At 36.7% G+C, this 6,569-nt stretch carries 4 protein-coding genes; 1 reads left to right on the top strand and 3 read right to left on the bottom strand.

Translation table 11 applies throughout. From position 1 onward, the window contains the following. Nucleotides 1–508: 508 nt before the first annotated feature. Together LUA91_RS19590 and LUA91_RS19585 are read right to left on the bottom strand one after the other, a co-directional pair. Nucleotides 509–1,942, bottom strand: a complete 1,434-nt coding sequence (locus LUA91_RS19590; protein WP_231427804.1) for a DNA/RNA non-specific endonuclease — start codon at nt 1,940–1,942, stop codon at nt 509–511. A 178-nt stretch (nt 1,943–2,120) separates the two neighbouring features. Continuing rightward, on the bottom strand, nt 2,121–2,300 hold the full coding sequence (locus LUA91_RS19585; RefSeq protein ID WP_231427803.1) for a hypothetical protein: 180 nt from the start codon (nt 2,298–2,300) through the stop codon (nt 2,121–2,123). Between the two features lie 1,552 nt (nt 2,301–3,852). Between LUA91_RS19585 and LUA91_RS19580 the strand changes: the two genes are divergently transcribed. After that, nucleotides 3,853–4,944, top strand: a complete 1,092-nt coding sequence (locus tag LUA91_RS19580) for a hypothetical protein (protein ID WP_231427802.1) — start codon at nt 3,853–3,855, stop codon at nt 4,942–4,944. 276 nt (nt 4,945–5,220) lie between these two features. Here the strand turns inward: LUA91_RS19580 and glyA are convergent, their stop codons facing one another. Continuing rightward, entirely contained in the window at nt 5,221–6,492 is a 1,272-nt protein-coding gene (glyA, locus tag LUA91_RS19575) for a serine hydroxymethyltransferase (RefSeq protein WP_231427801.1), read from the bottom strand. Nucleotides 6,493–6,569: the final 77 nt, after the last annotated feature.

Below are 6,569 nucleotides of genomic sequence, written 5' to 3'. Positions count from 1 at the left end.
CCTTTTATCCTTCCCACATCCCCCAGATCCATCTTTTCATTCACAACCGTTTCCTCCGAAGCGGGATGCAAAAGTAGAAAAAAAAGGGCAGCATCCAAACAGTTTACCGCTTTTCTCCCCGTGTTTTTCCTAAGGCGCTGTTTATCAAAGGAAAAAAATCGTTGGCCTTTAGAACATTTTGGGCCGGTGTAGTGTTATAAGGGGTTCGCCCGGGTTTACGGGACAACGGAAAAGTGTGGCCGTGGTTTGTATTGGGCTAAATATTCTATAGGTTGTATAGGCAGAGGAATGGCCATTCAACAGGAAATTGAGCCAAAGGCTGCACCTGTAAGGTTATTATGATTTTTTTTGAACCATATAGATATAGGACTTATAGCATGGCATCCAATTTATCTAAGCAAAGTATTCTAGCAGGTTATTTGGCAGATTCATTATCAAAAAAGCCGCATCAGTTTTTGATACAGCTTTTTTGATATAAACTATTTGAAATACTACTTTGTATTTGAATTTAATTACCTTGGTCTTTCACTTTTTCCACCACATCCTGAATGTTTTGTGGCAGGTTAGAAAGTAGGTTGTATCCTGTTGCAGTCTCGATATCGCGAACTGAAACAATGTAATCTTTCCAGCTTGCAGTGGTACTATTAATGTTTGGTGTATTGATTGCAATTACTCTTGTAGAAGAAGTAACGCGGCTTAAATCGTTATCTCCGGTTTTTAAAAGGACGGCAACTTTCCATACGTTTGCCGGAACGGTTACTTTTCCATTGTTGATGGTGGTTACAACAGATGCGCTTGCCGAACCAATGCCACCTGTGCCATAACTGCCCATGATCACATAAACCTCATAGCCATTCAATGCCTGTCCACGAAGATAACTTTCAAAAGATTCCCAGGTTTTCTGATTATTGTTAGGTGCCTGTGGTATCATATTGGTCATTAGGAATGTGGCTGAATTGGCTGTGCTCGAACTGGTGCGGTCGCCACTTGGGCAATTGTGTCCTCTATCAAAACCAGAACCAGAATAGCTATTGCTTTGTACCTGGTACCAATTGCCTGGCAGACCAGTAAATGACGCAAAATCATCTTTTCTGCTTGCCGTACCATTGAAGTTATTTGGATCTAAGTGCCAGCTTACCCAGTTTGGGATGCCGCGGGTCATACTATAACTTTCTACATAATATTTTTGATCGATCAGGTAGTTTTCTGCTGAAACCACTGTAGCCATAGCGCCTGAAGGATTGCCAAATAATAAGTTTGAGTTATCTCCACCTGATGGCGGGGCATCGGCACCTGCCTCTGGTGTTCCCCTTCCCGGAGTAGGAGTAGTGGAGTTTCCGTTGTCAGTTGGATCAGTATCTGGTGCGCCTACGGCAATACCCGGATCGCCTGTTCCTTTAAAGATGATGTCATCAATATTGATCCTGGTGGTGCCCGCTTTTTTAATCTGAAAACGGATTTTACCTGTGCTGCTCACTTTGAAAGAATCGGTAACCAAAATAGTACTGGTTTCGGCGATATCTGTTCCCAATTGGGCATAGGTTTTGCCACCGTCCGTTGAGGCTAATAACTGCCAGGTGGAATTGGCATCTGTACCATATTTGGCATGGGATACATAGATCATTTTAGCACCTGCAATATCAAAATTCATAGACAGATAACCTGTTCTTAGCCTTACAGATTTTGCACCGTTTCTAGCATCAGCTGCAAGATTGCCGATGAGGGCATCGCTCATTGTCCATTTTCCGGTTAACAGCTGCACACTATCTAATGCATAGGCACCTTTGGTTCCGGATTCGAAAGTTTCGGTAATGGCATAAGCAGTTGGTGCCTTTGGAGGTGTTACCGGCGTCTCATCTTCAATGGATGTTTTTTTCGAACAGGCGGATAGAGTCAGGATTCCAATAAATCCGGAATAGATAAGGATGTTTTTAAATTTCATTGCTTTTTAAATGTCTAATGGGATGCGTTAATCAGATCATTTTAAAATGAAACGCGAAGGTATAAAGAAAAGACAAGGGCAATGTTAATTTATTATTAACAAAAAAGGAATGAGGTATTTTTTGCTGTGAACATCAACGCGTTTATAGCAAAGTGGTGTATGTTAGCATTACTTCGAATTATTTATGTTTAACATCTGCTGGTGCATTGGTGGTTGAATCTGTGGAATCTGCTGTAGCCGGCTTATCAATTTGTGTTGAATCGCCATTGCTTACATTTGGAGTGCCATCTGCGTTTTTACCAGAGCAAGCAGAGAACAATGCTACTATAATTATGATGGGAAAGAATATATTTTTCATCTGTTGAATGTTGAGTTTTTCGGTAATTTATTACACGATCGTATAATGCGGTTAATTGAATAACATTCTTTCAAAAACAAAGGTTTTATTTTTTTATGCCAGGATTTCCTAGCTTAATATGATGATTCGATCGTGTGGTTTTAATATTTTAGTGGTAATAATGATCCTCACAATTTTAGCGGATAGAAGTACGGCACAAAAATATATTGCTAAATTTCTGTATAAGAAACAGGAAATATACTGCAGTTGGTTTTGTTATTTAACCATATACATTTAGAACATATAGGCTGGTGGAAACACCTAGCTATAATTATATGCCGGGACATTTGATTGCTTTATAATAGTGATTGCTAAAGTAATCCAAATGAGAAAAACCTACAGCGGGGTAATGGATTAGATCAGGCTACTTGCGGTGGTAAGTGAAGAATGAACTATGCTATACTCATTAATATAAGTATAGTAGCAGTGGAAATGCTTTCAAAATAATTTTTGATTCTCAATTTAAGACAACATTTAATAGATTGGATCGATATTAACAGCAAAACGTTGGTTTATGATTTAATAGGATTACTTTCCCCAAAGCCTTGTAATGCTTGGATATATCTATAAATTGTAGTTAGCATCTTACTTCCACAAAATATTTATATGATTTACCTTTTACTGATTATAAATATCCCTTCAGACAATGGGTTGCTAAACAATTGGGGGAAAGATTACTATTAAATGTTGCTATGGCGATGTTGTATTTTAGGATGGGAATTAAAGTTTAGAATCTTATTCATATTTTAAAATAAATTGGAAAAGACGGATGTTGGAATATTATTTGGCAGCAAGCTTGGCGAAAAATTGAAATTATGCCCCCTGTATCTTGACATCGATTTAATTATTACCGATTTCATTTAAAAAAATATAGAATACGTGGCTAAAACCAGAGCTTATATAGTGCAAAAGATATTTTGAAGGTTATTGACATAGAATTTAGCGAATCGGAGCTTATTAGAAGTCCGCGACGGAAAGTCAAACTAAAAAAAGCAGATACAATAGACATGAAAATATGCAAGATGTTTTTAAGGTTGTAAATCCTGAAATGCTAAATGGAAAACATATACTGCAAATTGATGACGTAATTACAATTTGGCCGCTTGGAGGCCTGTGCCAACGAACTTTTAAAAAAGGGTATTGCTAAAGTAAATATTGCTGCATTAGCTTTTGCCGAATAGCGAATGTTTTATTAACTTTTAAGGCTGAAGGGAAAAATATTAATTTTGATGATGCGCAGTATTCTTATTCTAGCTTTATTTTATTTATCCTTTCAGGCTGCAGGAAGGACGAGCGTATTACAGATGACCCAAATATCAAACTTACCTTCTCAAAAGATAGCATTCTATTTGATACTGTATTTACTTCAGTTGGATCGGTAGTTAAACGAGTAAAAATTATAAATAAAAATAGTTCAGCAGTTAATATTTCGGATATTGTCTTAGCAAATGGGAATGCCTCTTCTTTTAGTATAAATATAAACGGAGATTACCGCATTAGTAAGCGAAATATAATGATCAGTGCGGGTGACTCTATATATCTGTTTGTTAAAGCCACCATAAATCCAAATAACAAACCTTTGCCTTTTATTGTTCAGGATTCGATATTGCTTACTACGAACGGAAATAAACAAAGTATACAATTACAGGCATATGGGCAAAATGCTGTATTTATTAATGCTTCATCCATCACTACCCATACATTGTGGACAAATGATCTTCCATATATTATCAATGGCACTATAACGGTTAGAAATAATTCATCATTAACGATTTCACCAGGAGCGAAAATTTACTTTCATACTGATGCCAGTCTAAATATTGATGGCAGATTGATTGCCAATGGTCAATCTGATAAGCCTATACTTTTTTGTAGTGACCGATTGGAAACCATTTTTGCAGATGTACCAGGGCAATGGAAAGGAATAAATTTTAAAAGAACAGGAACAGGTTTATTTAATTATGCAACCATCAAAAACGCCTCTGTGGGTATTATATCTGATTCTCTTTCGGGTAATGCTAATCCAAAATTGATTATAATCAACAGTATTGTTAAAAATATGCAGATTGCAGGATATATCGGTTATCATTCCGAACTTATTGCTTTAAATAATTTATTTTATAACTGCGGCAATTATTTGTTGTACGGTGTTGGTGGAGGCATATATAATTTAAAACAAAATACGTTTGCAGGATTCAATATAAATTTCCCTCGGAAAACGGCCGCTTTAACATTCTCGGACTATCAATCGGCCAAGATGGCCAATTCCCTTAATTTGAATCTCACCAATAATATTATTTGGGGAATATTAAATAACGAATTAGAAATAGAGAAGAAAACTAATGCAATTAATCAAGTTAATATCTTGAATAATTTAATTAAAACCGCTAATAATTCATACTCAAACAATGGCAATATCCTGAATTTGAATCCTGACTTTATTGCACCAAGCTTGGAGAATTTTGAATTGAGCAATACCAGTCCTGCATTAAGAAAGGGCATTGACCTTAGTACTGATGTTTATTTTAGCGACTATCTTAATCGAGATTTAAAGAACACGATGAGGGTTTTTCCTTCATCATTAGGCTGTTTAGAAAAAAAATAAATTTTCTTTCATGTTGTAAAACAATTTTTGCAGCAGTTCGTTTATATAATTGAGAGCGTTAATTTAGATGGTAAGGGTCGATATTTCTTCAAAAGGATATCGGCCCTTTACTTTTTGAACAGCATTTAAAGATTATAGGATTTATAAGACTGTTGGTCTACAAATTAAAGCGTATCATCCTAAAATTCAGTTAGAAAATGTTGACCAAAAAAAGCAGCTACAAATTAATGTAACTGCTTTGCAAGCTCATGTTTTCATAAGCTAACGATAACAATATTATTTATATAGCGGAAATGCGCTAACCAGATTAATTACTTCTGCTTTTACCGCATTGATATTGGCTTCATCTTCTGGGTTAGTTAAAACCTGATCAATCAGATCAACAATTTTTTCCATCTCGGTTTCTTTTAGTCCACGGGTAGTAATTGCTGCAGTACCTACACGAATACCAGAAGTTACAAATGGCGATTTATCATCAAAAGGAACCATATTTTTATTTACTGTGATTTCTGCTCTCTCCAAAGCATTTTCGGCTACCTTACCCGTGATGTTTTTATTTCGAAGATCGATTAACATTAAATGATTATCGGTACCACCAGAAATAATTCCATAACCCTTAGCTACAAAAGCTTTCGCCATTGCCTGTGCATTTGCTGCAACTTGTTTAATGTAAGTTCCGTATTCCTCAGTTAAAGCTTCGCCAAATGCAATGGCTTTTGCTGCAATAATATGCTCTAACGGACCGCCTTGAGTTCCTGGGAAAACAGCCATATCCAATAAATTACTCATCATACGGGTTTCGCCTTTTGGCGTTTTTAAACCCCATGGATTTTCAAAATCCTTACCCATCATAATCATACCACCGCGAGGGCCACGCAAAGTTTTGTGTGTTGTTGTGGTTACGATATGGCAATGTGGAAGTGGATTGGCCAATAAACCTTTTGCGATTAAACCTGCAGGATGCGAGATATCTGCCAAAACCAAAGCCCCAATTTTGTCAGCTACAGCACGAATAAAAGCATAATCCCACTCACGTGAATAAGCTGATGCGCCACAGATAATCAATTTCGGTTTTTCTGCTAAAGCTACTTCTTCCAGTTTTTTATAATCGATTAGTCCAGTTTCTCTTTCTACACCATAAAATAATGGCTGATATAATTTACCAGAGAAATTTACAGGAGAACCATGTGTTAAGTGACCGCCATGAGAAAGATCAAATCCTAAAATTTTATCTCCAGGCTGAAGAACAGCCAACATTACCGCAGCATTTGCCTGTGCGCCTGAATGTGGCTGAACGTTTACCCAAGCAGCTCCAAACAATTCCTTTGCTCTATCAATTGCTTTTTGTTCTACAACATCCACTACCTGGCAACCACCATAGTAACGTTTTCCTGGCAATCCTTCTGCATATTTATTAGTCAGCACAGAACCAGCAGCTTCCATTACTTGCTTGCTTACAAAGTTTTCTGATGCGATAAGCTCTAATCCGTGCTCTTGGCGATTTAGTTCCTTATCAATAAGTTCAAAAATTTGGGTGTCGCGTTTCATCCTTATATAGGTTTGTATTTTTTCTGCAAAAGTAAGAAATTAATATTTAAGGTGATGGCGATGTGAAATGAAAGTCA

This window comes from Pedobacter sp. Leaf250 (assembly GCF_920984735.1).
Classification (GTDB): domain Bacteria; phylum Bacteroidota; class Bacteroidia; order Sphingobacteriales; family Sphingobacteriaceae; genus Pedobacter.
Note: the sequence above shows the minus strand (reverse complement) of the source record. Positions and strands in the feature narration are given on the sequence as shown.

Coding starts and splice junctions, on each gene's coding strand:
- LUA91_RS19590 (WP_231427804.1), bottom strand. CDS start 1,942: ATGAAATTTAAAAACATCCTTATCTATTCCGGATTTATTGGAATCCTG.
- LUA91_RS19585 (WP_231427803.1), bottom strand. CDS start 2,300: ATGAAAAATATATTCTTTCCCATCATAATTATAGTAGCATTGTTCTCT.
- LUA91_RS19580 (WP_231427802.1), top strand. CDS start 3,853: ATGATCAGTGCGGGTGACTCTATATATCTGTTTGTTAAAGCCACCATA.
- glyA (WP_231427801.1), bottom strand. CDS start 6,492: ATGAAACGCGACACCCAAATTTTTGAACTTATTGATAAGGAACTAAAT.